Annotated in this window: 30 protein-coding genes; 19 read left to right on the forward strand and 11 right to left on the reverse strand. The window is 44.3% G+C overall.

Going from position 1 to position 26,562, the window contains the following annotated elements:
* Positions 1 to 154: 154 nt before the first annotated feature.
* The gene (locus R8269_RS00690; protein WP_033906292.1) at positions 155 to 553 is read left to right on the forward strand and encodes a GFA family protein; all 399 of its coding nucleotides are present in this window, start codon (positions 155 to 157) and stop codon (positions 551 to 553) included.
* Between the two features lie 96 nt (positions 554 to 649).
* On the opposite strand, the gene R8269_RS00695 is transcribed toward R8269_RS00690, so the two are convergent.
* Positions 650 to 1,000 carry a rhodanese-like domain-containing protein gene (locus R8269_RS00695; RefSeq protein WP_130546452.1) on the reverse strand — a complete coding sequence of 117 codons (351 nt, stop codon included), beginning with the start codon at positions 998 to 1,000 and terminating at the stop codon, positions 650 to 652.
* 267 nt (positions 1,001 to 1,267) lie between these two features.
* Here R8269_RS00695 and R8269_RS00700 point away from each other — a divergent pair, with 267 nt between their 5' ends.
* The 3 genes from R8269_RS00700 (at position 1,268) to R8269_RS00710 (ending at position 3,505) form a co-directional block, all read left to right on the forward strand.
* Positions 1,268 to 1,558 (forward strand): co-chaperone GroES, encoded by a 291-nt coding sequence (locus tag R8269_RS00700; protein ID WP_005373989.1) that lies wholly within the window; start codon positions 1,268 to 1,270, stop codon positions 1,556 to 1,558.
* A gap of 33 nt (positions 1,559 to 1,591) precedes the next feature.
* The gene (gene groL, locus R8269_RS00705; protein ID WP_053304624.1) at positions 1,592 to 3,190 is read left to right on the forward strand and encodes a chaperonin GroEL; all 1,599 of its coding nucleotides are present in this window, start codon (positions 1,592 to 1,594) and stop codon (positions 3,188 to 3,190) included.
* Positions 3,191 to 3,295: 105 nt separating this feature from the next.
* Positions 3,296 to 3,505 (forward strand): hypothetical protein, encoded by a 210-nt coding sequence (locus tag R8269_RS00710; RefSeq protein WP_005373984.1) that lies wholly within the window; start codon positions 3,296 to 3,298, stop codon positions 3,503 to 3,505.
* A 130-nt stretch (positions 3,506 to 3,635) separates the two neighbouring features.
* Here the strand turns inward: R8269_RS00710 and R8269_RS00715 are convergent, their stop codons facing one another.
* Complete coding sequence (locus tag R8269_RS00715; protein WP_318129954.1) at positions 3,636 to 4,247, reverse strand: LysE family translocator; 612 nt, start codon at positions 4,245 to 4,247, stop codon at positions 3,636 to 3,638.
* A gap of 109 nt (positions 4,248 to 4,356) precedes the next feature.
* Here R8269_RS00715 and R8269_RS00720 point away from each other — a divergent pair, with 109 nt between their 5' ends.
* A complete protein-coding gene (locus tag R8269_RS00720; RefSeq protein ID WP_017819777.1) occupies positions 4,357 to 5,247 on the forward strand; it encodes a LysR family transcriptional regulator in 891 nt (296 codons plus the stop codon).
* A gap of 59 nt (positions 5,248 to 5,306) precedes the next feature.
* Entirely contained in the window at positions 5,307 to 5,678 is a 372-nt protein-coding gene (locus R8269_RS00725) for a VOC family protein (RefSeq protein WP_005373979.1), read from the forward strand.
* Positions 5,679 to 5,776: 98 nt separating this feature from the next.
* Here the strand turns inward: R8269_RS00725 and R8269_RS00730 are convergent, their stop codons facing one another.
* Entirely contained in the window at positions 5,777 to 5,998 is a 222-nt protein-coding gene (locus R8269_RS00730) for a hypothetical protein (protein WP_017635120.1), read from the reverse strand.
* Between the two features lie 122 nt (positions 5,999 to 6,120).
* Here R8269_RS00730 and R8269_RS00735 point away from each other — a divergent pair, with 122 nt between their 5' ends.
* A complete protein-coding gene (locus R8269_RS00735; RefSeq protein ID WP_054576168.1) occupies positions 6,121 to 6,648 on the forward strand; it encodes a TetR/AcrR family transcriptional regulator in 528 nt (175 codons plus the stop codon).
* A 44-nt stretch (positions 6,649 to 6,692) separates the two neighbouring features.
* On the opposite strand, the gene R8269_RS00740 is transcribed toward R8269_RS00735, so the two are convergent.
* Positions 6,693 to 7,643, reverse strand: coding sequence for a helix-turn-helix domain-containing protein (locus R8269_RS00740; RefSeq protein ID WP_033906296.1), 951 nt, complete (start codon positions 7,641 to 7,643; stop codon positions 6,693 to 6,695).
* Between the two features lie 184 nt (positions 7,644 to 7,827).
* On the opposite strand from R8269_RS00740, the gene R8269_RS00745 reads away from it, so the two are divergent.
* From R8269_RS00745 to R8269_RS00760, 4 genes are all read left to right on the forward strand, one after another.
* Positions 7,828 to 9,240 carry an ethanolamine ammonia-lyase subunit EutB gene (locus R8269_RS00745; RefSeq protein ID WP_005388715.1) on the forward strand — a complete coding sequence of 471 codons (1,413 nt, stop codon included), beginning with the start codon at positions 7,828 to 7,830 and terminating at the stop codon, positions 9,238 to 9,240.
* Positions 9,233 to 10,117 carry an ethanolamine ammonia-lyase subunit EutC gene (gene eutC / locus R8269_RS00750; protein WP_017635123.1) on the forward strand — a complete coding sequence of 295 codons (885 nt, stop codon included), beginning with the start codon at positions 9,233 to 9,235 and terminating at the stop codon, positions 10,115 to 10,117. The genes R8269_RS00745 and eutC overlap by 8 nt, the downstream gene beginning before the upstream one ends.
* 11 nt (positions 10,118 to 10,128) lie before the next feature.
* Complete coding sequence (gene eat / locus R8269_RS00755; RefSeq protein ID WP_005373969.1) at positions 10,129 to 11,532, forward strand: ethanolamine permease; 1,404 nt, start codon at positions 10,129 to 10,131, stop codon at positions 11,530 to 11,532.
* A 187-nt stretch (positions 11,533 to 11,719) separates the two neighbouring features.
* On the forward strand, positions 11,720 to 12,775 hold the full coding sequence (locus tag R8269_RS00760; protein ID WP_033906298.1) for an NAD(P)H-dependent flavin oxidoreductase: 1,056 nt from the start codon (positions 11,720 to 11,722) through the stop codon (positions 12,773 to 12,775).
* A gap of 38 nt (positions 12,776 to 12,813) precedes the next feature.
* Here R8269_RS00760 and R8269_RS00765 read toward each other — a convergent pair whose 3' ends face one another.
* Complete coding sequence (locus R8269_RS00765; protein ID WP_054701515.1) at positions 12,814 to 13,293, reverse strand: peptide-methionine (S)-S-oxide reductase; 480 nt, start codon at positions 13,291 to 13,293, stop codon at positions 12,814 to 12,816.
* Positions 13,294 to 13,510: 217 nt separating this feature from the next.
* Between R8269_RS00765 and R8269_RS00770 the strand changes: the two genes are divergently transcribed.
* Positions 13,511 to 14,251 carry a DNA-binding transcriptional regulator YciT gene (locus tag R8269_RS00770; protein ID WP_017635127.1) on the forward strand — a complete coding sequence of 247 codons (741 nt, stop codon included), beginning with the start codon at positions 13,511 to 13,513 and terminating at the stop codon, positions 14,249 to 14,251.
* Here R8269_RS00770 and R8269_RS00775 read toward each other — a convergent pair whose 3' ends face one another.
* From R8269_RS00775 to R8269_RS00790, 4 genes are all read right to left on the reverse strand, one after another.
* On the reverse strand, positions 14,252 to 15,145 hold the full coding sequence (locus R8269_RS00775; RefSeq protein ID WP_005373960.1) for a DMT family transporter: 894 nt from the start codon (positions 15,143 to 15,145) through the stop codon (positions 14,252 to 14,254).
* A gap of 154 nt (positions 15,146 to 15,299) precedes the next feature.
* Entirely contained in the window at positions 15,300 to 15,656 is a 357-nt protein-coding gene (locus R8269_RS00780) for a VOC family protein (RefSeq protein WP_025768007.1), read from the reverse strand.
* Positions 15,657 to 15,685: 29 nt separating this feature from the next.
* On the reverse strand, positions 15,686 to 16,339 hold the full coding sequence (locus tag R8269_RS00785; protein ID WP_053307171.1) for an isochorismatase family protein: 654 nt from the start codon (positions 16,337 to 16,339) through the stop codon (positions 15,686 to 15,688).
* A 32-nt stretch (positions 16,340 to 16,371) separates the two neighbouring features.
* Complete coding sequence (locus R8269_RS00790) at positions 16,372 to 17,097, reverse strand: NUDIX domain-containing protein (protein ID WP_005373953.1); 726 nt, start codon at positions 17,095 to 17,097, stop codon at positions 16,372 to 16,374.
* 298 nt (positions 17,098 to 17,395) lie between these two features.
* Here R8269_RS00790 and pncB point away from each other — a divergent pair, with 298 nt between their 5' ends.
* The 4 genes from pncB (at position 17,396) to R8269_RS00810 (ending at position 21,069) form a co-directional block, all read left to right on the forward strand.
* A complete protein-coding gene (gene pncB / locus R8269_RS00795) occupies positions 17,396 to 18,706 on the forward strand; it encodes a nicotinate phosphoribosyltransferase (protein WP_025998656.1) in 1,311 nt (436 codons plus the stop codon).
* A gap of 320 nt (positions 18,707 to 19,026) precedes the next feature.
* Positions 19,027 to 19,386, forward strand: a complete 360-nt coding sequence (locus tag R8269_RS00800; protein WP_005373947.1) for a hypothetical protein — start codon at positions 19,027 to 19,029, stop codon at positions 19,384 to 19,386.
* A 214-nt stretch (positions 19,387 to 19,600) separates the two neighbouring features.
* Positions 19,601 to 20,119 carry a glycine zipper 2TM domain-containing protein gene (locus tag R8269_RS00805; RefSeq protein WP_005373945.1) on the forward strand — a complete coding sequence of 173 codons (519 nt, stop codon included), beginning with the start codon at positions 19,601 to 19,603 and terminating at the stop codon, positions 20,117 to 20,119.
* Between the two features lie 170 nt (positions 20,120 to 20,289).
* Complete coding sequence (locus tag R8269_RS00810; protein WP_213879730.1) at positions 20,290 to 21,069, forward strand: methyltransferase domain-containing protein; 780 nt, start codon at positions 20,290 to 20,292, stop codon at positions 21,067 to 21,069.
* 63 nt (positions 21,070 to 21,132) lie between these two features.
* Here the strand turns inward: R8269_RS00810 and R8269_RS00815 are convergent, their stop codons facing one another.
* Entirely contained in the window at positions 21,133 to 22,014 is an 882-nt protein-coding gene (locus tag R8269_RS00815; RefSeq protein ID WP_005373940.1) for a DMT family transporter, read from the reverse strand.
* A gap of 93 nt (positions 22,015 to 22,107) precedes the next feature.
* Between R8269_RS00815 and R8269_RS00820 the strand changes: the two genes are divergently transcribed.
* From R8269_RS00820 to R8269_RS00830, 3 genes are all read left to right on the forward strand, one after another.
* Positions 22,108 to 22,992 carry a LysR family transcriptional regulator gene (locus R8269_RS00820; RefSeq protein ID WP_005387224.1) on the forward strand — a complete coding sequence of 295 codons (885 nt, stop codon included), beginning with the start codon at positions 22,108 to 22,110 and terminating at the stop codon, positions 22,990 to 22,992.
* 180 nt (positions 22,993 to 23,172) lie between these two features.
* Positions 23,173 to 23,787 (forward strand): outer membrane beta-barrel protein, encoded by a 615-nt coding sequence (locus R8269_RS00825; protein WP_005373936.1) that lies wholly within the window; start codon positions 23,173 to 23,175, stop codon positions 23,785 to 23,787.
* A gap of 160 nt (positions 23,788 to 23,947) precedes the next feature.
* Positions 23,948 to 25,615, forward strand: coding sequence for an ABC transporter substrate-binding protein (locus R8269_RS00830; RefSeq protein WP_213905986.1), 1,668 nt, complete (start codon positions 23,948 to 23,950; stop codon positions 25,613 to 25,615).
* Positions 25,616 to 25,690: 75 nt separating this feature from the next.
* Here R8269_RS00830 and ompV read toward each other — a convergent pair whose 3' ends face one another.
* Positions 25,691 to 26,467 (reverse strand): outer membrane protein OmpV, encoded by a 777-nt coding sequence (ompV, locus tag R8269_RS00835; protein ID WP_017635134.1) that lies wholly within the window; start codon positions 26,465 to 26,467, stop codon positions 25,691 to 25,693.
* Positions 26,468 to 26,562: the final 95 nt, after the last annotated feature.

The following is a 26,562-nucleotide window of genomic DNA, read 5'->3' on the forward strand; positions in this document are numbered from 1 at the left end:
ACGTGTCAGCGCACTTCCCTCTGAATGGAAAGTTTTACATTTTCGTTTCATTTTTGAAAACCTGTATTGCCTGTCTTTAATTTTTCGTATTGCAATGGCATGGTGTCGAGATAGCCATCTAATTCAATTAGATTCATAACAAAAAGGAATTCAAATGGAAGTACTAAAAGGCTCATGTCTGTGCGGCAAGGTAAAGTTGGAAGTGGCAGATGAATTTAAGTACATGGGAAATTGCCATTGCTCTGAATGCCGCAAGTTCACAGGTTCTGACTATTCATCTGCCGGTGGTATTGCGTTGGATAAACTGCTTATTATCCAAGGGAAAGAAGATATTCAAACTTATCAGAAAAGCGAAAATACCATGCTATGCTTTTGTCGCCACTGCGGATCGAGCCTGTATTCGAAAAAGAACAATGGGATCGTCAATATTCGCCTTGGTATCTTGGATGACACACCTTCTCACAAGCCTGATTTCCATATTTTTGTCGCGTCGAAAGCGCCATGGATCGAGATATCGGATAACCTGGCTCAATTTGATGCAGGGCCAAGATAGTAGAGTTGTTGTAGATAAGTATTTAGAAACAGAGCGCGTTACAATACGCTTGCGACACGCTCTGTGCTTTTACTTTGTATATTAGAACGGAGACGACTATTTGGCGTCTTGTAGTTCTTCTAAGCCACCGGCATTGTGCAGATTCGTAAAGCCTTGTGATTGTAAGTATTGATACGCTTTGCCAGAGCGGTTACCACTGCGACAGTACAACACGATAGCTTGATCTTTATCGACGTCTTGAAAATGTTTATCAAGTTCAGATAAAGGGAAGTTGACGGCATTATCCAAATGCCCTTCAGAAAACTCTTGCGGCGTACGCACATCGACAATCATCGCGCCCTTGTCAATCAATTGCCACCCTTGTTCAGCGCGTTCAGAAGCCGACACGTTGGGTGAGAGGAAGCCAACGCACAACGTTGCAAGAAATAGAGATACGGCCTTTTTCATTGTTTGATTATCCTTTTTAAGAGTACGTAACCACTCTAGATTTGATTGAGCACATTTTCCATCATAAAGAGATGCTAAGTGGTTGTGAATGCGATAATTCGATAGAAAATTTTATTTAATTTAATAAAAAATTTTTATCAAATTCACCTCTTGAACTCTCATTTTTCGACCTTATTATTTTCATCGAAAGCGAGCTGTCGACTCGCAAATCCATCTTGATGTTTATTTTGTCTTTTATTTTTGGTTCCAAGTAGGAGGCACTTAAAAATGAAAATTCGTCCTTTAAATGACAAGCTAATTGTTGAAAGACAAGAGGTGGAAAATAAATCTGAAGGGGGAATCGTTTTAACTTCTCAGTCGGTGAAAAAATCAAACCGCGGGAAAGTCATTGCTGTTGGTTTAGGTAAACGTCTTGAAAATGGCGAACGCGCTGCGATGGAAGTCAAAGTGGGCGACCAAATCATTTTCAATGACGGTTACGGCGTGAAAACCGAGAAAATTGACGGCGCAGAATACTTAATTCTGTCCGAATCTGATGTGTTAGCAATCGTTGAGTAATTATTTTTGTAGTAGTTTTTTGAGGAGATAACCATGGCTGCAAAAGACGTATTATTTGCTAATGACGCACGTCAAAAAATGCTGAAAGGTGTGAACTTACTGGCGGACGCAGTAAAAGTGACACTAGGCCCGAAAGGCCGCAACGTTGTGCTTGATAAATCTTACGGCGCGCCAACCATCACCAAAGATGGCGTGTCTGTAGCGAAAGAAATCGAACTGAAAGATAAGTTCGAAAACATGGGCGCACAAATGGTGAAACAAGTGGCGTCCAAAGCGAATGATGAAGCGGGGGACGGTACAACGACCGCTACCGTACTGGCGCAATCTTTCATCAATGAAGGTCTTAAAGCGGTAGCCTCTGGCATGAACCCAATGGACCTAAAACGTGGTATCGACAAAGCCACTGAAGCGGCGGTTGAGAAACTACGTGAAATGTCTAAGCCATGCAGCGACAAAGAATCTATCACCCAAGTGGGTAGCATTTCTGCAAACAGCGATCGCGCGATCGGTGAAATCATTGCAGAAGCGATGGAGAAAGTGGGTCGCAATGGCGTGATTACGGTTGAAGAAGGCCAAGGTCTAAACAACGAATTGTCTGTGGTTGAAGGTATGCAATTTGACCGCGGTTACTTGTCGCCATACTTCATCACTAACCAAGAAAATGGCAGCGTCGAGCTAGACAACCCTTACATCCTATTGGTGGACAAAAAAGTCAGCAGCATCCGCGAGCTATTGCCTGTACTAGAAGAAGTGGCGAAATCTTCTCGCTCGCTATTGATCATTGCTGAAGACATCGAAGGTGAAGCGCTAGCGACATTGGTTGTGAACAACATGCGCGGCATCGTGCGTGCGACCGCGGTGAAAGCGCCTGGCTTTGGTGACAACCGTAAAGCGATGATGGAAGACATTGCGGTACTAACTGCTGGTACGGTCATCTCTGAAGAAATCGGCCTAGAGCTCGAAAAAGCAACGTTAGAGCAACTAGGTAGTGCGAAGAAAGTGACCATCACCAAAGACACAACAACCATTGTGGGTGGCGCAGCAGAAGCAAGCGCGATTGCTGATCGTGTGGCTTCGATTGAAAAACAAATCGAAACAACCACCTCTCAATACGATAAAGACAAGCTTCAACAACGTGTTGCGAAGCTTTCTGGCGGCGTAGCGGTGATCAAGATCGGCGCTGCAACCGAAGTTGAGATGAAAGAGAAGAAAGATCGCGTGGACGATGCACTACACGCTACTCGCGCAGCGGTTGAAGAAGGTATTGTTGCTGGTGGTGGTGTTGCCCTAACTAAGATCGCGAAAGAATTGGCGGATCTAAAAGGCGACAATGATGACCAAAACGTGGGTATCCGAGTTGCGCTACGTGCAATGGAAGAGCCTCTTCGTCAAATCGCAACTAACGCAGGTGACGAAGCTTCTGTTGTGGCGAACGCTGTCAAAGCTGGTGATTCCGATTACGGTTACAACGCTGCAACAGGTGAATACGGCAACATGATCGAAATGGGCATCTTGGACCCTGCGAAAGTAACACGCTCAGCGCTTCAATTCGCTGCGTCTGTTGCTGGCTTGATGATCACCACTGAAGCGATGATCACCAACCACGTTGAAGACAAAGAACTTGATATCTAACGTCATCAACCGTTAGTGATTAAGTAAGCGTTAAAATAACAATAACATTGCAAAACCTAAGCGGGCTCGCTTGAGCCCGCTAATCAGTCATTTGAGGTAAGTGTTATGACCCGTTTACCTGCGTTTTCTTTCTCAATATCTGAGCCGGGCGGTAATGAAGCTTCGTCAACGTGGCCGACTGCTATTCACTTCCCCCTCGTTCCAGCTGGGCCAGAGTTTTCGATCGAAAATGCTCTGCCTAAACGTCCGACAGTGACGATATTCACTATCGATCTGTCTCAGTTATTTAAAGGGGACGCTCGGGTCATCCATTAACTGTATCGAAACAGCCAGCGCACGTTGGCTGTTTTTTCTAATTTAAAGTATTGATAATGTAGATTTTTATTTGATTACTGCCACTTGTTCAATGATCAATTTGAACTGGGGTAATCGGACCGCAAGCGCACTACACCTTTAAGCCCAGCATTGCGCCGAAAATGATTAATCCCGCCCCACATGCTTGATTGAGTCGATGCTTAATCTTCAACAAGAAAGCTTGTAGCTGGGATGACGTGAATAAAACAGCAACGATAGAAAACCAAATACCATGCAGCGCAATCATATAAATCCCGTAAAACAAGGCGATGGGTTGCTGACTAGAGTCGGGAGAAATCACTTGGCTAAAAATACTCAGAAAAAACAGCATCGTCTTGGGATTGAGTAAATTACACAGAAATCCCTGCATGAAAAATCGCCACATTGAATACTCGCTCTGTTGAACGGTTTCTGAGTTTGATGCAGGTTGCGAGGAGAATATTCCTTTAATCCCAAGGTAGACAAGATAAGCGGCCCCAAGATAGCGCACGAGATTAAACAACCATTCATTTTGTGAAATTAAGTAACTGATCCCCAGCATGGAGTAAGCGATGTGGATGCTGATCGCCATGCTGATACCAATCGCACTGTACACGCCTGCTTTTCGTCCTTGATTTAAGCTATTTCTTAATACCAAAACAAAGTCTGCGCCAGGGCTAATAACAATAAGCACACCTAATAACGCAAGAGTTACAAATTCCATATCGATTTCCTGTTTGAATGATGAAGTCTGGGATGTAGCGGAATTGTAGGCGTCTTTATTACTGACTATAATCGAAAAATATTCCCATATTGGTGAGAAAAACTCACAGATGCGTCACCTGAAATCTTTTTATGTATTCCACGTTGCGGCGAGCTCTTCAAGCTACACTGAAGCGGCTGACAAACTGAACATTACCCACGGAGCCGTGAGTAAGCAGATCAAGCAACTTGAGCAATATCTGTCTCAACCTTTGTTCTTCAAAGAGGGCAGGAAAGTCGTGTTGACGGCAGAAGGCGAATTACTCAAGACATACACAGAAACGGCATTCCAAACGCTAGAAAAAGGCGTGAATACGCTTATGCAAGAGAAGCATCAGCATCTTGAAGTGTCTTGTGAACCGACATTAACCATGCGCTGGTTGATGCCAAGGTTGGCCGCGTTTAATGATGAACACCGTGCTGATGTTCGTTTGTCGACGGCTGGTGGCCCGGTAACATTAGGATCAACTGGGCTTTCGATGGCGATTCGTCGAGACGATTTTGCGCAGCATCACGATTACGACAAAACCATTCTTGTGGAAGAGTGGGTGGGGCCGGTATTTTCTCCTGAGTATTGGCAATCCATTAAAGACAATTTGAAAGCAGCTCGATTGTTGAATAGCCAAACCAGACCGAATGCTTGGGCGGATTGGCAGCAATCAACACGTTGTGAAACTTTCAACGGCAACACTCAGCAATCATTCACGCATTTTTATTTTTGCATACAAGCAGCGGTGGATGGCTTAGGCGTCGCAATGGGATCGTATCCTTTTGTCATGGACGATATTAAGCGTGGTAATTTGGTCGCACCATTTGGGTTTTCTCCATCAAGTTGCAATTACGTTTTATTGAGTCAAGATAAAAAGCGTACAGAACTCGAACATAAATTTATCACGTGGTTACAAACGCAAATGGCAGAGTGTGTGCCACTGTCATCACAGCAGATTACGCAAGGCGAATAGAAGGCATAGAGCGAGATTACGTCAGTCAGTTTTATGGAAAAAGGCTTAGGAAATTGGAAATGGAAAACCTCAATATTGTTGAAATCAAATCATTTGTTCCGGCGAAAGATTACGCGCTATCAAAACGTTTTTATGAGGCGATTGGCTTTGAAATGGCATCGGACTTCGGTGATGTAGCATATTTCTCTCAAGGTAGCTGCGCGTTTCTTTTACAGAATTTTTATGAGCCAGAACACGGCAATAACTTCATGATGCACTTGCTCGTAGAAGACGCAGAAAGCTGGCATCAGCACTTATCCAAAGTGGGTCATGAAGAATTTGGTTCGCGTTTGACTGAGCTGGTCGAGCAACCTTGGGGCATGCGCGAATGTTGTTTGTTTGACCCTAGTGGCGTTTTATGGCGAATTGGCCAGAACATGAATACTGACTAACGCCAGTCTTATTTTCACCACATCTACGCGCAGGTATTGAGATCTCGATATCTGCGCGTTTTCTTTTTTACTTAGCCTTGCCAACGTTTGTAGCGCACTCACGCCTTTTTCGAGGTGGTGTGCGATGGGCTAACGCCAAAAAACTCCTCAAGCAGCATGGCTTTGAGTTCTGCTCTGACTTCTGCGCCACCGATTAACGCCAAAAGTGCGAGTCCTCCTGGAATAAGGATGACCATTAATATCGGTCTTAAAATATACGAAAAGCAGAAGATGGTCGGGAAGAAAATCAATCCTTGGCCTAGTTTGTTTAATACGTACATGAGCGATTCCTTTTGTTTTTATATAAAATGAGCGCGATCAATTTTATAAATGAGCGCGCTCAATTTGTCAATCTCAACCACGCAAGGTATGATCCTTTCAGGCTCATTAAGCAGACACATCAATGACGAAGCGACAACAGACCAGAGATAAAATTCTAAAAGCCGCATGGGCATCTTTTGCTCAAAATGGCTATGACATGACGACCACAAGGCAGATAGCGAGAGCAGCAGGAGTAGCCGATGGCACAGTGTTTAGCCATTTCCCGACTAAACTGTCGATTTTGCGCGAAGGGATGCTGGCGCAACTGCAACAGATCAGCCAAGAAACGCTAGTCAGTGTGGAAGGTAAAACCGATATCGACATTGGTTTGGCGCTGACGGAGAAATACTATCGCTACTATTTTGCGAACGTTGAGCTGAGCCGAGCTTTGTTGAAAGAAGTGATTTGGGATTTGGATTATTATCAGTCGTTTAACCAAGCTTTGTTTCAATCTGTAAACGGAAGCTCCGTCCTTGAGGGAAAAATACCGCTGATTTTTGACTGCTATTTTATGACGTTAATCTCGCACTTGAGCCGTGCAGAACCGGATGTTGAAGCGGCACTTGAAGAGTTTCATGCTAAGTTTCAGCAAATCATTGCGACTGCATAACATGGCCCCAACGCAGGATCTGAAAGAATATACTGCCTGTCATTTTATTTGCTGGACTCCCATTTTCTCGTTTCAGTTGGCGTCTCACCAAATAGCCGCTTGTAGCTTTGACTGAACTGCCCGAGATGGAAAAAACCAAAGTCAAAAGCAATTTCTGCAATTGTTCGATTATCTTCAGGGCTTTGTAGCACTCTACGTACTTGATTCAGGCGCATTCGATGTATGAACTGCTTTGGGGAAGTATTACAGCAATGTTCAAAGGTGTACTGTAGTGTGCGACGACTGACGTGTACTGCGTCACACAGTTCACTGACGGTTATCGGTGTACGGTAGTCTAGATCCTGTAGCTGTTGTTTTATACGGTGCATCACGTGTTGACGATGAGAGCTTGATATCGGATGGCTCGTGTGCAGTGAACTGAGTGAGAACAACTCCAGCACAATATCTTTTAAGATTGCTTGATGTGTGGTTTCAGACCATCTTGGCTCGGCGGAACCAAGTAACGTGCCTAAGTAGTATTTAAGTTGTTGAATGTGTTTTTCCGTCAAACCCGTTAAGTGTAATGTGTTGTTTTGGATACTCCCAAGCTCAAGTTGATTTTCTATGATGTGAACGAAGTTTTTGTCGAGCACTATTCCATAGATAGAAAACTGCTCCGGTGTCATTAACTCAAAATCAGCGCCACCTTGCCTAAGCAAAAGTTGGCTTGAATTAAACTGACTGTGATTTAGGTGTAGCGGCTTATTTTCCGCACTCAAACCCAACCAAATACCTCCCTCTTCAACCCTGCATTGCTGTCTTAGCGAGCGGTTACTGTCTTCACGAAACACATGGAAATTGGGAAATCGTCGTTCTCGAATTTGACCTAAAAATCGACCATCGCTGAGTTGGTCATATTCCTGTTGCCAGTTTATCAGACTCGCAGCTTGTTGGTTTGCATCCTTAGTGTGATGGATGCACAGCATTGGTGCAGTTTGGGGTATTTGGTTACTCATCCTTGTGATGCTCATTCCTTTTTTGTGAGTCATGTTGGATCAGTATTTATATAACTCATTGTTTATTATTGGTTTATAAATGTTGCCAGTTTTTGATAACGCTACGGAACACATTTGGCAATACTTTCTTAAAGCTTATTGATAGTTCAGCAAAAAGCGAACCAAATAGTGAAGAGGAAGAGCAATGACGGCAACTTATCGTCGGCAACAAGGAAGTAAAGTCTATACCTTTAAGTCATTAGCTGACTTGATGGCGAAAGCGACACCGGAGCGCTCAGGCGATGCGTTAGCCGGGGTTTGTGCTCAGTCAGCGGCAGAACGTGTAGTCGCACAAATGGCGCTGTCTGAGTTACCACTTAAAACGTTTCTTAACGAGGCGGTTATTCCATACGAAAGCGACGATATCACTCGTCTAATTATCGATACGCATGACCTTGAAGCCTTTAAGCCGATTGAGCACTTGACGGTCGGAGATTTTCGAAATTGGCTGCTGAGTGAAGAAGCCGATGGTGAAACGTTGGCTAAAATTCGTCAAGGTTTAACACCAGAAATGGTGGCCGCAGTCAGTAAGATTATGCGCAACCAGGATTTGATTCTCGTTGCTAAAAAATGCCAAGTTGTCACGGCTTTTCGGAATACGATTGGTTTGCCGAGTCGCCTGTCTACTCGCTTACAGCCGAATCATCCCACTGATTCTCTCAACGGTATCGCAGCGACCATTTTTGATGGTCTGATGTACGGAAATGGCGATGCGGTTATCGGTATCAATCCGGCAACAGATAATGTACCTCAAGCTATTAAGTTAATGAACTTAATGGATGAGGTGATTCAACACTATCAAATACCGACTCAGTCTTGTGTGTTAACTCATGTCACGAACACGATCGAAGCCATTGAAATGGGTGCACCAGTCGATCTCGTTTTTCAGTCGATAGGCGGCACGCAAGGGACGAATGATACCTTCGGAATCGACTTGTCGATTTTGAAAGAGGCCCATGAAGCCGCGTTGTCTTTGAATCGAGGCAGTGTAGGAAACAATGTGATGTATTTTGAGACCGGACAAGGTACAGCGCTGTCTGCGAATGCATTTCATGGAGTCGATCAACAGACTTGTGAAGCCCGCGCTTATGCTGTCGCGAAACAGTTCGATCCTTTGTTGGTTAATACTGTCGTTGGGTTTATTGGCCCTGAGTATCTGTTTGATGGCAAGCAAATTATTCGTGCTGGGCTTGAAGATCATTTCTGTGGGAAGTTGCTTGGTTTACCTATGGGTTGCGATATCTGTTACACCAATCATGCCTATGCCGATCAGAATGACATGGATAACTTGCTGACACTATTAGGTGTGGCCGAGTGCTCGTTCATCATGGGTATTCCAGGGTCTGATGACATCATGCTCAATTATCAAACTACCTCATTTCACGATGCCCTTTACGCAAGAAAAGTACTCGGTTTGAAGCCAGCACCAGAGTTCGAACAATGGTTAATGGAGATGCAGATTTTCGAGAGCGTGCAAGACGTTCGGTTAAGTGAGCAAATCTCTCGCTCGTTTTCGGGAGCAATTAACCAACTGAATAAGGGGTATTCTCATGGGTAAAGTAATCACCATTGCTCAGTCCCCACAAGATGAGTCTGAAGTTGTCACATACAACCCGTGGGGCAAGTTACGTGACTTCACCTCTGCTCGGATCGCTCTGGGTCGTAGCGGGAACAGTGTACCAACCAACGAGTTACTCTCATTTCAGCTGGATCATGCCCAAGCTATGGATGCAGTGCATTGCAGTTTGAATATTGAGTCTCTCGTTGCTGGTTTGTCGGACTCTTACTCGATTCTTGAAAATACCTTAGAGCCTCCAGTGGTAGTGAGCAGCCGAGTAAGTGATCGGCTTATGTACCTGCAAAGGCCCGATTTAGGAAGGCAACTCGATGAATCTTCTTGGCAAACGCTCAACTTGATAGCAAATGAGCATAACACTGACATTGATCTTGCGATTGTTATTGCTGATGGACTTTCTTCCGTCGCAATTCAAAACCATGCCGTGCCTGTTGTTACTCGATTGATTTCTCTTTTAAGCGCTGATGATGAACATCAATGGAAATTCGCACCTATCACAATCGTAAAGCAAGGAAGAGTAGCGGTAGGGGATGATGTTGGTGAATGTTTTAACGCCAAGGCCGTGCTGGTTTTAATTGGAGAGAGACCCGGTCTAACTTCTCCGGATAGCATGGGTATGTATCTCACTTGGGGGGCTAAACGAGGCTCTAAAGATTCCCAAAGAAACTGCATTTCCAATGTGCGTCCCCAGGGGCTCAACTATGACGATGCCTGTGAACGCGCATTTTACTTGCTCAAGGAGGCTCGAAAATTACAACTGTCAGGAGTGAATCTGAAAGATCGCTCAGATATCAATGAGCCAAGTGGCGCAAGCGTTGAAGATAAACACAGCGACAACTTTTTAATTTCATCAAAGTAGAAGGATTTACTATGTCTAAACATCAGGAGTACTTGGCCAAAAGGCAGCTAAAAAGAGGCACCGCAGGTTGGATTTTACTTGCGGGCTTAGGTGTCTCGTATGTTATATCTGGTGACTTCGCCGGTTGGAACTTTGGCATCGCTCAAGCAGGATGGGGAGGCTTTCTTATTGCTGCTATCGCGATGGCAGTAATGTATTTCACGCTAGTATTGTCTTTAGCTGAAATGTCTGCGGCTATTCCTGCTGCGGGTGGTGGTTACAGCTTCGCAAGACAGGCGATGGGGCCGACAGGTGGCTTTTTCACTGGCTTATCAGTTTTGATTGAATATGCGCTCGCGCCTGCTGCGATAGTGATTTTTATTGGCTCAGCAGTGAATGAATTGGTTGGTATCGATGGTCCTGTTGTTTACGCACTTTTCTACGCCGTCTTTATCGCTATTCATATGGCAGGGGTTGGCGAAGCTCTCAAAGTAATGATGGTCATCAGCGGTTTGGCTGTGCTAGCTATTCTAATTACTGCTGCTGTGCTTATTGGTCACTTTGACGTTAATAACTTATTCGATATTGCTCCGGCGACGGCTCAGGCAACAGAAATCTTGCCGTTTGGGTGGTATGGCGTATGGGCTGCGTTGCCATTTGCAATGTGGTTGTTTCTTGCGGTTGAAGGTGTGCCTTTAGCGGCAGAGGAGGCAAAAAATCCGGCAAAAGATGTTCCCAAAGGCATCATTGGTGCGATGCTGTTTTTATTGCTAACCGCAACTCTCGTAGTCGTCCTTTTGGCTGGCGCGGTTGGCTCAAAGGTCATAGGCGATAGCGCGGTGCCATTAGTTGACGCCCTAAAGCTTACGGGCAATTCAACGGTAGCAATGGCCGTGAACTTACTTGGATTGGCTGGCCTTATCGCTTCTTTCTTTTCAATCATTTATGGTTACAGTCGCTTGGTGTTTGCGCTTTCCCGCGCGGGTTATTTACCGCAAACTTTGTCATTAACCAGTGACAAAAAAGTGCCTTCTCGTGCGCTTTTGGTTCCGGGCGTTTTTGGGTTCTTGGTTTCACTTACGGGTGAGGGGGACTTAATCTTGGCGATGGCTGTTGTCGGTGCGACTGTATCGTACGCATTAATGTCCTTGAGCCATATTTTATTGCGAATTAAACAGCCGGAATTAACTCGTCCATATAAAACGCCTGGTGGGATAATTACTTCGAGTATTTCTCTGGTGCTTTCTTTGATCGCAATGACAGGTGTTTATGCTTTTGATCCCTCAGCCTTTTTCATGACAATGGGATTGTTTCTTATCGGTGGTGTTTATTATGGGTTATACAGCCGCAACAAATTGGTGGCAGCAACCGCCGAGGAAGAGTTTGCCATGCTGTCTGTGGCAGAGCTAGAGCTTGAATCAGATGTCGTACGATAGTCACTTTGATTCTTGTTATTCAGCATATTAAGGGAGCCATAGGCTCCCTTTGTCATTTCTATCAAAAGTGCATAGCGCACAAATGCATCACTTTAACTTTATAAGTGTTTAATCATGTGAAAGTCTAGTCTGGATAACGATGGCGCAGATCCATCACAGGTAAAGGTTAAGTTTTCAAGGAAAGATCATGATAAACAAGGTATTTAATACACTTTTGGGAACAGAGTTACCGATTATTCAAGCGCCAATGGCCGGTGTGCAAGACAGCCAAATGACCATCGCCGTCAGTAATGTTGGCGGGCTTGGCTCGTTACCTTGTGGAATGCTGAACAAAGACGCCATCGTAAAAGAACTTCAACTTATCAAGCAGGCAACTAACCGACCGTTTAACCTCAATTTCTTTTGCCATGAAATGCCGGAGTATGACGCCAACAAGCACGAAAAGTGGCAAAAAACGCTGCAACCGTATTTTTCCGAGGTTGATGCAACCGTTCAGGCTCAGCCAAACGCTCCGACAAGGATGCCTTTCAATCATGATATTGCTGACGCGATTGAACCATTTGCACCGCCAGTGATCAGTTTCCACTTTGGTTTGCCAGACGATGATCTGTTAGCTCGAATTAGAGGGTGGGGAGGGAAGATCCTTTCGTCAGCGACCACGGTGGACGAAGCACTTTGGCTAGAAGCAAAAGGCGTTGACGGTATTATCGCCCAAGGCTTGGAGGCTGGTGGACACCGAGGTATGTTTTTATCGGATGATTTAACTACTCAATTAAGTTTGATGGCGTTATTACCACAAATCGCCAAACGGGTGAATTTGCCCGTTATTGCTGCAGGCGGAATCGCTGATAGAAGTGGGGTGGAAGCCGCGTTGAGATTAGGAGCGAGTGCCGTTCAAGTTGGCAGCGTCTATTTGTTGTGTGATGAGGCGAAAACATCGTCTTTACATCGATATGCCATTGCCAGTGAACGCGCGCAACATACCGCAGTGACCAATGTTTTCTCGGGCCGACCAGCGAGAGGCATTGTGAATCGCGCGATGTCGGAGCTAGGCTACATCAGTGAGTTTGCGCCGAAATTCCCATACGCCTCCATTGAAATGGCTCAACTAAGAGCGCTTATGGAAAAGCAAAACCGAGATGAATTCACACCGTTGTGGTGCGGACAAAACTCGTCGGGTTGTAAGGAAATATCGGCGGCAGAAATGACATTGTCATTAGTGGAAGGCATCGATTTAAACTGATAGGCATCTTGCCTTTTAAAGCGATGCTGACTGAATGGTTACGAGTTATCCCTGTATTTATGTAGTAAATCTAATGGGATGTGACAGTAATCATTCGGAAAGTTTGTGAGTCTGTCTTGGTGCTCATCATCACTTGGTACATAATTCGTGAGTGGCAGTACTTCTACGGCGATCTTGTCGGCGTCCGGTCGTGCTGCGATAAACGCTTTCGCGATGGTGAGATGCTGTTCGTTTTGGCTATAAACACCAGTACGGTACTTCTCACCTACGTCTTCACCTTGCTTGTTAACGCTGTAAGGGTCGATTATCTCAAACAAATACCCCATTAAAGTTTCAACCGAAACTTGCTCAGGGTCGAACTGGGTTTTCACGCACTCTGCGTAGCCATCGTATTCGGATTGAGTGTTATCCGTTGTGCCATTTGCTCGCCCGGCTTCTGTGTTGATTACGCCCGGAAGGTGGCGCATAAATTCTTGCACGCCCCAAAGGCAACCGCCTGCGAAGTAAATTTCTTCCATTACTTTTATCCTAGTCTTTACCGTTGTTGGGATGTAGGGAGCTAACCCCTCTTCTTCCATCCCATTTTCGTTGCCCTATTATCTGTTGATGGGAGCGATATTCGCAAGGTGCAGCTTGGCTAATCAGACCACGCGTTTTTTCCTTTTTACTTTCAAGTTCTTTTCATATGAAACATCAGGTGAGTATACTGTAAGCTCATCAATAAGGAGCGAATCTGTGAACCCAAGACAAAATGAAATCCTGCAATTAGTGAACGACCGTAAACGCGTTCAAGTCACGGAGCTTTCTGACATCATTGGCGTGTCGGGCGTGACCATCAGACAGGATTTGAACTTTCTGGAGCAACAGGGCTACCTAAAGCGCGTTCACGGCGCAGCTACCGCGTTGCAAAGTGATGACATTGATGCCCGCCTAGAAGTACGTTTCGATATTAAACAATCGCTCGCAAACCAAGCTGCGGATTTGGTCGCACCGAATGAGACAGTGCTGATTGAAGGAGGCAGTGCCAATGCGTTGTTGGCTCGGACATTGGCTGAGCGCGGCGATGTGACCATTATTACGCCATCGGCGTATATCGCCCATCTCATCCGTAACACTTCTGCCAACATTATCTTGCTTGGTGGCGTGTATCAGCACCAAGGCGAGAGCTTGGTCGGACCGCTGACTAAGTTGTGTATTGAGAACATTCATTTCAGCACGGCCTTCTTGGGTATTGACGGCTTCCATCAAGACACTGGCTTTACTAGCCGCGACATGATGCGCGCTGAGATTGCAGAAACCATCATTGCGAAAAAAAGGCGCAATATTGTTCTAACGGATTCTAGTAAATTTGGGCAAATTTATCCCTCATCAATTGGTAAGACTGACGAAATATCAGTGCTGCTGACTGACAAAGCCGCTCCGAAAAGCGACCTTGAACAAATCAAAAAGCGAGGTGTGGAAGTTATATTAGGCTGATTAAGCCACGCTTCGTTTTCTCTTCGCGAGCATTGCTGTTGGGGAGAAACCGGTGACTAGCATAGTGCCGCTAAGCACTAGAATTGTTCCTATGATGGTGTTAGAGCCGACGGGCTCATCTAGCACCAAGTAGCCCCATAAGATACCAAAAACAGGAACAAGAAAAGTGACAGTCAGTGCTGACGCTGGGCCGATATCAGAAACTAAGCGGAAATAGAGCAAATAAGCGAACCCTGTGCATACAACGCCGAGCGTGACAACAGAGCTCCATTCGAAATGACTTGGTTCTGCACGCATTGGTAAGAATGGTAGCAGCGGCAGTACCCAAATAACCGCCGCCCACATGCTGCCGTGAGCATTGTCAAAAGCTGGTACTTGTGGCGCATTTTTAGTGTAGTTGGTAGCAATGCCATAGCTGAAAGAAGCCATCAAACTGGCGGCAATAGGGAGCATGGCTTCTTCACCTATGGTTGAAGTATCTAAGCCGACCAAGACTGCAACGCCTCCAATGCCTATTAGCATACCGAGAACAGATTTCGCTGTGAGTGGGCTGCGGTACCAAACAAAGCCAACTAGTGCTCCCCATATTGGGGCGGTTGAGTTCAATATTGCTAAAGTTGATGCATTCAGTGTCTGGGCTGCGTACGCAAAGAGTAAAAATGGAACTGCGCTATTGAATAAGCCAATAATAAAGAAGTGTTTAGTATGCGCAGTTAACGTGAGTTTCTTCTTCAAATATACGGCGATCAATAACAAAGCGACGGCGGCAAATGTAACTCGAAATTCGATTAAGTAAGCCGGCCCGAATGTGTTGGCGGCGACTCGCATAAACAGAAACGAGCCACCCCAAATAGCAGCGAGGCAGAGTAAGCGAAAAAAACTGACGGCAGTCATTTGACATCCTTGGTCGAGGTCTAGCGCCTCATCGATTAATTGTTGCGCTAACAGTGAATTAAACCAAGGATGAGGTCAACCAGAAATGTAATGCCAGTTCCGGATCTGGCTAGCTTGGGCTCACGTTGATGGTGTGTTGTTGATTTGTGATGACTTAATGGCTCTCTGACCATACTGCGAATTCATTTCCACTCGGTTCAGTGAAGTGGAATCGACAGCCGCCGGGGAATTCGAAAATAGGGCGGATAACTTTTCCACCATGCAGCTCTACTTTTGTCTGAGTGGCCTGAATGTCTGAGCTATAAAATACTAAAAGTGCGCCACCATTTGCGGTTTGGTTTATAAACTCAGATTTGAAGAATCCGCCATCCAACCCTTGTCCTGAAAATGCAGAATATTCTGGACCATAATCGGTAAAGCTCCAGTCAAAAGCACGCTCAAAAAATTGTTTGGTCGCACTGACATTAGTGGAACCAAATTCAACGTAATTCAATTTTTCATGTTGATGCATGGTGAAATCCTTCTCGGTTACTATCGTTTCTAGGCGAACTTTTCTACGATGATGTCGTCCGCTTTTTCGACAAATAATGCGCCATTATCTCTGAGCTCTGTCAGCACATTCTCTACATTATCAGGCAGCACCGCACGAGTTGAAGCAAGATTAACTACCACATTGTAGCCAAGTTCCAGCGCTTGCATGACGGATTTTTTCACGCAAAAGTCTAAGGCAAGGCCACCGATAACTAAGGTATCAATCCCGTTGAACTTTAGAAATTCATGCGCGCCTGTCGTTTTGGTGTCGGCAATATCATGGAAAAAAATACCGTAAGGGTGTGCGTCAGGATCCATACCTTTATTAACTTGAAAATCATAGTCCAACACGGGTGGTAAGCCATCTAGCAGCTCAGAACCTGTTGTGCCAAGCACACAGTGACGGTTCCACTTTATATCCACATTCGGTAAACCAACGGGCTCAAGCATATTGGATGGCGATTCTGCATCCCACTTTGCTTTTGGTGGGTGTAAGTCACGACTGACCAGTTTTAATCGGCCTTTGGCATGATTGTTCAAAAGTTCCGGTACGATTTCCAACGCACCTGCAACGGGCAGTTCATCTGGACATAACTCACTAAAGCCTTTCTCTGGATCAACGTCGATCACTGCTGTAGTTTGATAGTTTACTCGAACAGTCATGGCAGACTCCTTGTCTGTCTGATTGTCTGCGTTTATCCACGCAAACAGTTTTGAAAAAAGGTTACTTCGTCGCTAGTCAGCGTATATACCATTGCGGGTTTTCCACCTTTGCCTTTGTTGGTTGAAGCGACTTTATTAGTGGGTTTTAGTACGCCTGAATCTATCAAGCGGCGCTTAATCGTCATTCGGCTGATATCAATACCAAACTCTTGATAAGCAGAAATGATGTCCGCAACCAAAAACTCTTTGTCTAATGCAAACAAAAGAACCGATGTGTATTCAATGGATGCACGAAGCTTTTGCCACGCTTTTTCAATGGTTTTTTGATGATCAAATGCGAGAGTCTCTTCTCCATTGAGAATAGCCTGTAGCGAAAACCATTTAAGTTGGCATTCCGGTACACCTGCATTATTTATTTGCTCTACATTGTTACGATCAACTAAGGCGTAGTGCGTAATGTTTAAGCTCCAGTCTTCTGGATCGCGTTTTGGATCACCGTCGATAAACGCTTCGCTAAAATGGCGAGGGTAGGTATGGATTTTCTCACGGCAAATTCGGCGACGCGCCGCTTCAAAGTTTTCATCGGCCGGGCGTCCGCCTTCACTGGTTAAGTCTTTATCAAAGACAAATCCGCCCGGTAGTGCCCAGACTCCATGGTATGGCCGATTTGGATTTGAACGTTTAATCAACAACACTTCCAATCCCTTATCGGCACAGCCAGATAGCCTGAATGGAATAATGTCGACAGATACGATCATGGTTGGGTCCTAATATTGATTTGTAAGTAATCTAGCGCATAACAAGTGGTCAATCAATGGGTAAGTAACGAGTTGTTAGAAACGTTTTTGGTAGTGTTCGTAATACGGTTTGAGCATAAATTTACGGATGACTCTGACTTATTCACAATGCTTGCTCGAATTCTAGACAAAAAAACCTTATAAAAATGAGTGGTTAGTAACAAAAGTTGACAAACTATAGATGGGTGTTTATTGTTTACGCAAATTAGTTAGTAACAAAAAGTTATATACCCAGGAAGGGCATGTAGAAGGGCACCTAATGACCACCAAACTATTTTCTTCCCGCATCATTCAAAGTGCTTTGGATTTCGATGTCTACAAAGTCAATATGATGAGCGCTGTAACAGCGCTTTACCCTGATGCGATGGTGTCATATAAGTTTATCGTGCGCAGTGAGGAAGACCTCTCTGAGCTTTTGCCCGAGGTAAAAGCCGAAGTCCTTAAACTGCAAGATATTCAATTTACGCAAGAAGAAATTGAATATATTAAGCGTGTCGCGCCTTACCTGAATCCTGACTTTGTTGATGCACTGCGCCATTTCCGTTTCAACCCACAAAGCGATGTCTCTTTCCATAACAAAGCCATGGCTGATGGCTCAAGCCAGTTAAGAATTACCATTAACGGTTTGTGGCGAGACACCATCTTGTACGAAACGATCATCATGAGCATCGTGTCTGAAGTTCGTAGCCGTCAGCGTTGGTCAGATATCCCTGTTGCGCAATTTACCACTGTTTTAGAAGAGAAAGTTCGACACCTAAAGTCGGAACTAAAACGTCGTAACATTACTAACTTTAAATTTTCTGACATGTCGACGCGTCGACGTTTTTCCTTTCAAGCTCAGCGCACTATGCTGGAATATTTGTGCCAGGAAGTGCCGGAATGTTTGACAGGAACAAGCAACTATCACTTAGCAAAAGAGCTAAACTTGACGCCTATCGGCACGGTTGCTCATGAATGGTTTATGGGACACCAAGCTCTGGTGAATGTGCGAGATTCGCAAAAAGTGGCGTTGCAACGTTGGCAAAAAATGTTTAATGGTGCACTAGGTATTGCGTTAACCGATACGATTGGTATCGATGCTTTCCTTAAAGACTTTGATGAAGAACTAAGTAACGCGTACTTCGGTGTACGTCACGATAGTGGTTGCCCTTATAGCTGGGGTGAAAAAATGATTGCACACTACCAGTCGCTGAATATAGACCCATTAACAAAAACACTGGTGTTTACCGACGGACTTAACTTCGAACAAGCGTTAGATATTTGCGAGTATTTCCAAGGACGTATTCAGGTGAGTTTTGGTATCGGTACTTTTCTTGCCAATGATATGGGTGATTATGTCAATAAAGATGGTGACGCCTACCAGCCACTTTCTATCGTGATAAAAATGGTCACGTGCAATGGTTCACCGGTCGCCAAAATCAGTGACGAACCTGAGAAAGCCATGTGTGAAGATATCTTCTTTTTGATGAATCTCAAGCGCCGCTTTGAACAACCTCTTGATTTAAATGAGTGTCGTAAAATGATTGATCGTTTAGAAACTGAAGGTCAAAATTATCTCATCGACGTGTAGGCGTTATCCTCTCTCCTTGATAAGCACCCTCTATCGTTACGACAAATTTATATAGGTAAACGTGGAGGGTGATTTCGTTATAGTAATATACAGAAGTAACCAGATACAGCGCAGGAAAGCACTCAAAAGTTGATGTGTTATCTGCCTTTGATTGGTGTAAATCGATACGTTACAGCATCGTGGACGGTGTATCTCATCCGACACTAAACTCAGTCTAATCACGTAGTTTATTCCCACGTACCATGAGCTCACTCGGGTATAGACGTCTATCTGCTTTTATGGCTTTGGGCTTCACGTAGTTGCTTGAATCAGGAGTCAAAATGAACCTAGTAGTACATTTGCAAAAGAAAGCGATCCGAAAATATGGCTATGAGATGGCTACTCGCCAAGCATGGAAGTGTGGTATCAAGGCAAATCTTGTAAAGCGCGTGATTGGCCTTTTTAAAGGACAAATTGTTTGTGTGGTTGAAGGTTGCCGAGCAGAGTTTTCTTCTCCTCTTAATAACCCCCTTCACGAAGATGACAAGCAGGGGCGATATGTGTTTGTTGGCGGTGTATGCTGGGAACCAAATAACATTATAGCGCCTGGTTTCCCTGATTTTATGTTTATGCACGTGCGTAATCTAAGCCACCGTCATAAGTATTTAACGGATGACGAACTATTTTTGAGCTTGGCTTAAAAATAAATCTCATAGACTAGTTCAGCCCAATCATAATCAGTAGTGATACAGTTTTAGCTCTGTTGACACGTTGCTGAGTGTTTCTTGACGTATCTTTTATAAAACAGTGTTTCTTTACTTGTTAATGACAGAGGGTTTGTTTTCGTCTGATGTGATTTCCCTTTTGCGATTTACCATAACGCTCATCAAAGCAAACCATACTGGGATGTAAATCATGAATATGAAATCTATCGCAATTGCAACGGCAGTTGTTGCTGTACTAGCAGGCTGTAAAGACAAAACGCCACCAGCTCCAACTCAAGCAAACATTACTTTGGTTGAAGCGGTGACTGAAACGGTGAAAAAGCCGCACCAAGTATGTAAAGACGTGGTAGTAACCGAGCAAGTTGCCCCTGCGGATGACAATAAAATTATTGGTACGGTTGGTGGCGCAGCAGCTGGAGCAGCGCTGGGCAACCAAATCGGTGGTGGCTCAGGTAAAGTGATTGCAACTGCAGCTGGTACGATTGCTGGTGCACTGACAGGTCGTAAGATCCAGGAAAATGTGCAAAAAGGTGATGTAGTAACAACGACGAAAAAACAGTGTCATACAGAATATACGACATCTGATAAAGTAGTGGGTTACGACGTCACTTACGAAGTTTCAGGTGCACCAACGACGGTTCGTTTGGCGAGCAAGCCAGCGACAAAAACGTTCCCAATTCAAGATGGTAACGTTGTTCTACCACAATAGTTAGCGACTTAACCGAAGCGATTAACAAGCCCTTTTATCTTTGAGATGAAAGGGCTTTTTCACATAAGCGGCGTTTTCATCTGTTTTCCCATTGGAATGTGCGGCCAGAAATACCCGTTAATTTCCGCGTTCGATACAATCACTTTTCTTAAAGTACGAACGGAAAAAACATGGAAGATTTTTACCTGACCGAGCACGGTTTGGCTGGTTATTTCGAGGCGCAATGGTTCGACAAGTTCATTGAGGAGCAACAGATTGAGATGATAACCAGTCGCTCAAAACAAGTCCCACTTTCTTTTTTGTCATCACCTCACTGCTCCCAAGTTGCTGATTTTATTGCGCAAGTGGTAATCGGAAGCAGCGTTCAGCCGTATTCCCTACTTGAGGTTGGGGCGGCGCTGGGAAGAAATTATTATGAGCTAGTGCAACGCTTACCTAACCTTAAAGAAGCGACGCTTGTGGAGCCTTCAAATAGGTTAATGGATGGCTTGAAGCAACTGTTAATAGAAGAACAACGCGTCGAGCTTACTTACCTTCACGATGTGAACACCTTAAACACTTTAGAGGTTGAGAATAGAGATATCGTACAGAAATGTGCTCATGTTGATTTGACGCTAATTAACCAGCCTTTTGAGCTCGATACTCTCCAATCTCGCTTTGATTTAGTCGTATGTTTAAATGTGATTGATCAATGTGAGTCGCCACTTAGCGTGATCAATGCTCTAAAAAAAACCACCAAGGTGGGTGGGCTGATCGTTGTCTCTTGCACTTATCAGTGGAACGCGAAACACATCAAAAATAAAGAAGAGGCGGTTGATGATATCAAAGAATACTTTGCTGAAGGCTGGCGTCTAGTGTCGGAAGCCGAGCATGAATATCGCATCCGGTTTAATGATCGCTTTGCAAGGCAGTTTTTATCTCACGTAGTCGCTTACGTAAAAACCGATTAGAGCCACATAAAAAAACCGAGCACTTACGGCTCGGTTTTTTAGTCTTTGGGTTAGAGCACAACTTTAAGTAACGTGCGCTTCTTGTTGCTCTTGCAACTTTTTCTTGCGACGCTCTCGTTTAGAAAGCCAAACCAGAGGCACAACAATCATAATGGTTCCTATTGCCATAAATATGTCTGGCACTTCTCCAAACCAAATCAATCCCACAAACACGGCACCAATTAAGCCACTGTATTCAGCGCTGGCAATTTTGTTGCTATCGATCGAGCGGTAAGCGATGACACATGTTGCTGCATAAATCATGATGAACAAACTTGAGCCAGCAGCAACAGGGAAAGCACTCCAGTCCCAAGGTTCTGCTTCGATCAGAACAAGCAAGAAGGCTACTGGAATACCTGCCAAGTTTGTCATCAATAACGTTTGCATCACAGACTGATTTTTTGGCAGTTTTCGAATGAGCAAGTTATTGATTGCTAAAGTAATTGCAACAACTAAAGCTGAAATGGCTGCCCAATCGATTTGGTCTGGACGAATGATGACCAATACACCGGCAAAGCCCATTATCGCTGCGGCGACCGATTGCTTAGACAACTGTTCTCCAAAAAAGATTGCTGCAAGCGGCAACATGATCAATGGCGCGGCGTAAAAGATCGCGTTCGCAGTTGCGAGCGGTAAAGATGAGATCGCCAAAACCATGAATATTGCACCAAGTAACCATACGTGAGCGCGAACAGCATGCCACTTAAACCCTTCAAGAAAAGGCGCATTTTTTGTTAGCAGGTAGACTGGCAGCAGGAAAAGCACCGCTGATATTTGTCGGAAAAAGACAAATTGAAAAATAGGCACTTCATTTCCGACACTTTTAATTAAAGAGTCCGAAAGCACCGCAATGAGATTTCCAACAATTAATAGCAGCATCGCTGCTCCGACCGATGTAACTTTCACTTTTTCCTCTCCTCTTTCTTTGCCAAAGAGTAGGTGATGTCATAGGATGAAGTGAAGTGATATTTATTAGTTTAAGTATGAGATTTTTAGATAATGAAATTGCCACCACTCAGAGCGGTTCACTGTTTTGAATCTGTTGCCAGAAACTCTAGCTTTTCGCTTGCTGCTGAAGAACTCAATGTGACGCAAAGTGCCGTTAGCCACCAGATACGATTATTAGAAGATTACTTGGGTGAATCATTATTTATCCGCCAAGGCAGAAAGCTCTCTTTGTCCGATACGGGCACCCGCTATTTAGAGGATATTAGCCCAGCAATTAGCTCAATTGCGATGGCCAGCCAAAAGGTGCGAGAAGGGGACAAAGGCAGCATACGGTTGGCGATTTATAGCTCGCTCGCCGTAAAGTGGCTTATTCCGCGTTTGTCTGATTTTAAGCGCCTACATCCAGAAATCGATCTGACACTCAATATGGTCGTTGGTGATCCTGAACAGACAGACAGCGTTGGCGATTGTTTTATCACGGTAGAGAAGCCAAAGCGAAACTACATGTCGGTAAAGTTATACGCGGAGACGTTGTATCCGGTCTGCAGCCATAAAATTTGGAAAGAGTTGCAAGATCAACCGATTCCAGAAGCGCTTTGGCGATACCCTATTTTGTCGACAGACTCAATTTATCGAGAGAGAGGAAAAGATTGGGCAGAGTGGTGCAGAGCGGGCGGTTACACCTTGCCGAAAGATGTCGATGTTCAACATTTTAGTCATATGTTGTTGGCAATAGAGGCGGCGCGTTATGACCAAGGCATCGCATTTGCGAATGATTTTATGCTCAATGAAAGAGATAAAGCGCACGATTTGGTGTACATCCCTTCTCATGGATTGGAAACCGGCGACAGCTTTTATTTTATTCATAAAAAGAGTCGAGCCAAGCAAGCGGAAATCATCAAACTCACTAACTGGTTGAAGCAGCAATGCTTGTGAAATGACTAAATTGTCAAAATTAAGAAAGAAAGTGGCAAAGTTGTGTCTAAATATTTCATGTTTTATTGAGTTTTTATTCATTAACATCCACTTGGTTTTGAAACCAAGTGAAATGGATAGCATGGCATGCTTAAGGATGGGCAAAACATAACCTCAATAATTAACAGGCAGTGAAATACAATGTTTAAAAAAACATGGCTAATGACAGCCCTTCTAGCAACATGTTCTGTTGCAAACGCAGCTCCTTACGTTGGTGCATCTGTAGGTCAAGCATCGTTTGGTGATGTTAATGGCTCTATCAATGGTGGTGGTACTAACGCTAGCACTAAACTTAAACTTGAAGATGACTCAAGCCTTTCAGGCAAAGTATTCGGTGGTTACAAATTCAACGAATACATTTCTCTAGAAGCAGCCATTGGTGGCTACGATGCTTTAGACGGCAAAGTTGTTACTGTTGGTGATATGAAGTATCTATCGATTCAGCCAAAAGCGACTCTACCGATTGGCGATCGTTTCAACCTTTTTGCTAAAGCTGGTCTTTCTTACTTCAATGCTGAATTCAAAATTAGCAACTCTGTGATTGACGGTAGCGCAGGCCATACCACCATTTCTGACAGCACTGTAACAGGCATGTACGGTTTAGGTGCAGAGTTCGCTATTACTGAAAACTTTGCTCTACAAGTTGAATGGGAATACATGATGCCTGAGCTAGACATTGCGAAATTTGGCAATGAAAAAGTAACGGTTGATGCAGACATCAATGTATTCTCTGTAGGTATGAGCTACCGTTTCTAAGAATACTTATTCAAGTTACCTCTTGGCTTAGTAAACGTTTTTGACTTCTGTTGGTCGAGCTGAGTCCAAGCTTTGAATTTGTTTAGATATAGCACAGGAAGTTTAGTTGCTAAGCGTCCTGTGCTATTTTTTTGCTTTGGAATAACTCTTAGGAATCTTTGTGAACGATGTCAATCTTAGGTATCTGGATCTACTGTTAAAGCACTTTGAACCTCACCAGTATCACCTTGTTACGCTTTCTGAGCTAGAAGCGGTGATTTGCACGTCGAGGCGCAATGTTTCTATTGTGATGAAAAAGCTTGCCACTTACGATTGGGTCGATTGGCAACCTGCGATTGGCCGAAGTAACGCTAGCCGTCTCAGTATTAATATTTCCCTCCAACAAGCGATGACCGAGTTTTTGGTTGAGGAGCTTGGCAGAGGAAGAATGAACTCAATAACGAAACTTATTGATTGGTTCGGTCAAACCGCGGTTAGAGCACTGACTATCGCTTCTGAAAAAGTGAATCGATTGAACGAATCAAATAACGCTATTTTGATTTCTTCTTACCCTTGGGTATCCAAAATCGACCCTGCGAATACTTACCGTCACACTGAATTACACGTCGCGAAAAGCGTTTATGACGTATTGCTGACCCAAAATTCCAATGGTGGTATCGAGCCATCGTTAGCACACGAATGGAAAATGGAAGGCAAGGTAATGACGTTATGGTTGCGGCCAGGCATATATCGCCATGATGGCGAGCCCCTTAATATACAGGATGTGGTTTGGAGTATAGAAAGACTCAGGGAGATAAAAGGACCAGTTCACGAGCTCTGGCAATGCATTGATAGCGTGGTTGCAGAAACATCTAACTGCTTAAAAATCATATTGAAGTATCCGAACAAGTTGTTTCCATACATGCTAGCAACTCCTCATGCGTCTATTCTGTGTCGAGATGTCGTCTCTTTCGGTTCTAGTTATTCCTACCACATAGGGACTGGGCCATTTAAAATCAGCGGCTGGAACCAGGAGAGTATGACTCTTGAAGCGCACAAAGAGTATTTTTCAGCACGCGCATTGTTAGATCAAATAACGCTGTCTCATGGTGATGTTAAAACCTTAAATATGTTGAGCTTTAACCAAAGCTCCGATCACGTTGAAGTGGAAAAAATTAGCGCATTTTCATATCTGACCTACCGCGAACGCGCGGAATCCCAACTCACAAAAGAGACTTGGTATCAACTCGCTGATTACATCCATGTGCAAAAGCGAATTTATGATGCGCCAAGTGCCGTTGACAGCATTCAGTTAGAGACTCATGAGCAAGATTTATCAATAACAGATGGTGGTGTGATACCTAAACTGAAAGGTAAAGTGGTATTAGCTGAACCTGTCTGGACGATACCGAGTTTAATTCGTCATTCCGAATGGTTGCACAGTGTGATTCGTGCGACGGGATTGGAGTTGGAGATCGTCGTTATTGATGACATTAGTTTTCCTGAGGTAGTGTCTCACCAAGCAGATTTGCTCTTCATTGAGGAAGTCATGGAAGCACCATTTGAATATGGCATCTTCGAATGGCTGTCGATAGCAACTGGACTGCGTTTTAGTTTTGATCAAAGCCAGATGTTAAGCCACAGAGAAAAGGTTCGCAGGGCGATGGCTGATGATCACTCGCTGCAGTCTTTATTAAACCTAGAGAAAGCGCTGCGCGATCAGTACCTATATTTGCCTTTGTTTGTTGGCTACGAAGAAGTGACAAAAACACAGCAAGTGCGAGGTGTGCAGGTGAAGAATACAGGCTATAGCGACTTACATAGGTTATGGATTGCTCATTCACACTAACGTCTGTGTGCAAGATGATGCAAATGTCCAACGCATAAAGCCATCGAAATGATGGCTTTATAAGGGCGTGTCGGATTAGAAGTTGTACGACACACTTGCGCCAACAACCCATTGGTTTGCACTATCAACGATAGAAGAGTCGCTGATACCGCTGCCTAGGCGCGTGTATTGTGTCATTTGGCTTACTTGCCAGTTGTCGTTGATTGGCATAACAAGTTTGTAGCCCACACCATAGCTTACCGTTGAATCACCTTTGTATGCTTTGCGGTTTGCGTTTGCTTCGCGTTGTTTTACACCAAAGTAGTAATCTACGTAGTCTTCACTTTGATAAGTTAGGTTAGCAAAAGGAACAAAATCAACACTACCGAATTTCATTATGTGGAAGTAAGTCGCGCCCGCTAAGTAACCTTTGTAAGCACCGCTGATATCGTGCTGAAGGTATGTAGAAATGACGTTGTTTTGATCCAGTGTAAAGTCTGCGTTTAAACCTAGATCGACGGCGAAACGGCGTTTATCTGTGCCTTTCAGGCTTTTCGCTGTATCACCGTCGCGCATTACACCGCTACCTACAAGGTAGGCACTCATGTTGATTAACTCATTGGTGTTACCGAAGAAGCGGTAGTTAATGCCACTTAGGTCGGCATTAAAGTCGTCACCATGGTAACCACCGTTGAGAATTGGTGCTGTATTATGCTTTTGATCTTTGAAAAGATCGCTGCCTTGAGCCACACCAGCTTCTACGTTCCAACCGCCTTCGTTGTTGTAGATGTTACCGTTACGAATGTAAGTATCGCCAGCGAAAGCTGAGCCAGCAGCTGTCAGAGTAAGTAGTGCAATTAATGTTTTTTTCATCATTTTTCCGAGTTGTTCTGTTTTGTTTTGAACACTGTACAAAATGACGTTGTAAGCATCTATCGGCAAAGCGTATGGAAATGTAATGAACAATC

The sequence above is a fragment of the Vibrio sp. Vb0667 genome, assembly GCF_033391095.1.

Bases quoted from the DNA above. Each gene is read 5' to 3' on its own strand.
- R8269_RS00690 (WP_033906292.1), top strand. From the start codon at position 155: ATGGAAGTACTAAAAGGCTCATGTCTGTGCGGCAAGGTAAAGTTGGAA.
- R8269_RS00695 (WP_130546452.1), bottom strand. From the start codon at position 1,000: ATGAAAAAGGCCGTATCTCTATTTCTTGCAACGTTGTGCGTTGGCTTC.
- R8269_RS00700 (WP_005373989.1), top strand. From the start codon at position 1,268: ATGAAAATTCGTCCTTTAAATGACAAGCTAATTGTTGAAAGACAAGAG.
- groL (WP_053304624.1), top strand. From the start codon at position 1,592: ATGGCTGCAAAAGACGTATTATTTGCTAATGACGCACGTCAAAAAATG.
- R8269_RS00710 (WP_005373984.1), top strand. From the start codon at position 3,296: ATGACCCGTTTACCTGCGTTTTCTTTCTCAATATCTGAGCCGGGCGGT.
- R8269_RS00715 (WP_318129954.1), bottom strand. From the start codon at position 4,247: ATGGAATTTGTAACTCTTGCGTTATTAGGTGTGCTTATTGTTATTAGC.
- R8269_RS00720 (WP_017819777.1), top strand. From the start codon at position 4,357: ATGCGTCACCTGAAATCTTTTTATGTATTCCACGTTGCGGCGAGCTCT.
- R8269_RS00725 (WP_005373979.1), top strand. From the start codon at position 5,307: ATGGAAAACCTCAATATTGTTGAAATCAAATCATTTGTTCCGGCGAAA.
- R8269_RS00730 (WP_017635120.1), bottom strand. From the start codon at position 5,998: ATGTACGTATTAAACAAACTAGGCCAAGGATTGATTTTCTTCCCGACC.
- R8269_RS00735 (WP_054576168.1), top strand. From the start codon at position 6,121: ATGACGAAGCGACAACAGACCAGAGATAAAATTCTAAAAGCCGCATGG.
- R8269_RS00740 (WP_033906296.1), bottom strand. From the start codon at position 7,643: ATGAGTAACCAAATACCCCAAACTGCACCAATGCTGTGCATCCATCAC.
- R8269_RS00745 (WP_005388715.1), top strand. From the start codon at position 7,828: ATGACGGCAACTTATCGTCGGCAACAAGGAAGTAAAGTCTATACCTTT.
- eutC (WP_017635123.1), top strand. From the start codon at position 9,233: ATGGGTAAAGTAATCACCATTGCTCAGTCCCCACAAGATGAGTCTGAA.
- eat (WP_005373969.1), top strand. From the start codon at position 10,129: ATGTCTAAACATCAGGAGTACTTGGCCAAAAGGCAGCTAAAAAGAGGC.
- R8269_RS00760 (WP_033906298.1), top strand. From the start codon at position 11,720: ATGATAAACAAGGTATTTAATACACTTTTGGGAACAGAGTTACCGATT.
- R8269_RS00765 (WP_054701515.1), bottom strand. From the start codon at position 13,293: ATGGAAGAAATTTACTTCGCAGGCGGTTGCCTTTGGGGCGTGCAAGAA.
- R8269_RS00775 (WP_005373960.1), bottom strand. From the start codon at position 15,145: ATGACTGCCGTCAGTTTTTTTCGCTTACTCTGCCTCGCTGCTATTTGG.
- R8269_RS00780 (WP_025768007.1), bottom strand. From the start codon at position 15,656: ATGCATCAACATGAAAAATTGAATTACGTTGAATTTGGTTCCACTAAT.
- R8269_RS00785 (WP_053307171.1), bottom strand. From the start codon at position 16,339: ATGACTGTTCGAGTAAACTATCAAACTACAGCAGTGATCGACGTTGAT.
- R8269_RS00790 (WP_005373953.1), bottom strand. From the start codon at position 17,097: ATGATCGTATCTGTCGACATTATTCCATTCAGGCTATCTGGCTGTGCC.
- pncB (WP_025998656.1), top strand. From the start codon at position 17,396: ATGACCACCAAACTATTTTCTTCCCGCATCATTCAAAGTGCTTTGGAT.
- R8269_RS00800 (WP_005373947.1), top strand. From the start codon at position 19,027: ATGAACCTAGTAGTACATTTGCAAAAGAAAGCGATCCGAAAATATGGC.
- R8269_RS00805 (WP_005373945.1), top strand. From the start codon at position 19,601: ATGAATATGAAATCTATCGCAATTGCAACGGCAGTTGTTGCTGTACTA.
- R8269_RS00810 (WP_213879730.1), top strand. From the start codon at position 20,290: ATGGAAGATTTTTACCTGACCGAGCACGGTTTGGCTGGTTATTTCGAG.
- R8269_RS00820 (WP_005387224.1), top strand. From the start codon at position 22,108: ATGAAATTGCCACCACTCAGAGCGGTTCACTGTTTTGAATCTGTTGCC.
- R8269_RS00825 (WP_005373936.1), top strand. From the start codon at position 23,173: ATGTTTAAAAAAACATGGCTAATGACAGCCCTTCTAGCAACATGTTCT.
- ompV (WP_017635134.1), bottom strand. From the start codon at position 26,467: ATGAAAAAAACATTAATTGCACTACTTACTCTGACAGCTGCTGGCTCA.